The 1,288-nt window shown below is 73.6% G+C and carries 1 pseudogene; it reads right to left on the bottom strand.

Features of this window, described 5'->3' with window-relative positions:
- Positions 1–1,288, bottom strand: a pseudogene (locus ACFTZL_RS44960) (hypothetical protein); the annotation flags it as partial.

Genomic DNA, 1,288 nt, shown 5'->3' with positions numbered 1-1,288 from the left:
CCCTCGATCTGCACGCCCTCGAAGGTCTTGCCATAGGCCTCCTGGAGCGCCTTGAGGTTGTACGTGTCCACGAGCTTGCCGTCCACGGCCTTGAAGCCGAGGATCTTCGGCAGGGAGACGGGGCCGAAGTCGATGCTGTGGGCCGCGTCGGTGCGAACGGTGACGAGGTCGGACATCGCGGGCTGCGCGAACTCCTTCAGCATCCGGTCGACCTCGGCGTTCGACACCGTCGGCTTCCGGCTGGTGGTCGGGAGCGTCAGCGCGCCGGCCGTGCCGGTCTCCACCTGGGTGCGGTAGGCCTCCTCGACCGCGGCGGTCGACTTGTCGACGTCGATGCCCTGGCCCGCCTTGCCGTACACGGCGACGGCCTTGCCGCCCTGGAACTTGATGGTGCCGTCGGACGACGAGCCGGAGCCGCCCGCGGCGGTCTCCAGGGAAGCGTGCAGCTTCTCCTCGTCGATCGGCATGACGGGAGTGACGACGCGGTGGTTGCCGAAGAGCGAGCCGATCACGGAGACCGGGTTGTAGTCGCTCTTCGCCGCCGCGTCGGCGGTGGCGTCCATGTCGAACTGAAGGCCCGCGTTGTCCGGGTCGAGGGACACGGCCTTGCCGCCCACCGTCAGCTTCAGCGGCTTGCCCGCACGGGCGTCGAAGGCCTCGTCGAGCTTCTTGACCGCGCCGTCGCGGGTGGTGCCGCCGATGTCGACGCCGAGGACGGTGGTGCCCTTCGGGACGTCGGTGCGGTTCATCAGCAGACCGGCGCCGTAGAGGCCACCGACGGCGACGACCACGCCGACCGCGAGCAGCACGAGCTTGTTGCGCCCCTTCTTCTTCGGCGCCTTCGAGGAGCTCGCCGGGGGCGGGGAGACCGGCTCGGGCAGCTTCGGGGCCCCGTGCGGCACCGGGCCCTCGCCGGGCGCGCCCGGGCCGAACGGGGAGGCCGCGCCGGACGGTACGACCGGGATGCCGCTGGTGACGGTGTGCCCGGAGACGTTGTCGTGGCGGGGGCTGAAGCCCTGGCCGTCCGGCTCGGGGGCCGGCTTCTGCGGCGTGAGGATGGCGGTGTCGTCGCTCATACCGCCGCCGGGGGCACCGCCCAGGGGGCCGGGGCCACCGGCACCAGCAGGGCCGCCGGGGTTGGCCGCACCCGGGCCGCCAGGGCCTCCGGGGCCGCCGGGTGCGCCCGGGCGACCGGGGCCGCCGGGTCCACCGGGCCCGCCTATGGCTCCGGGGCCGGCGGGTGCGCCGAGGGCTCCCGGTCGGCCGGGGTCGTTGAATGCGCTGGGGG

Source organism: Streptomyces sp. NPDC056948 (assembly GCF_042674225.1).
Taxonomy (GTDB): Bacteria; Actinomycetota; Actinomycetes; order Streptomycetales; family Streptomycetaceae; genus Streptomyces; species Streptomyces purpurascens.
Note: the sequence above shows the minus strand (reverse complement) of the source record. Positions and strands in the feature narration are given on the sequence as shown.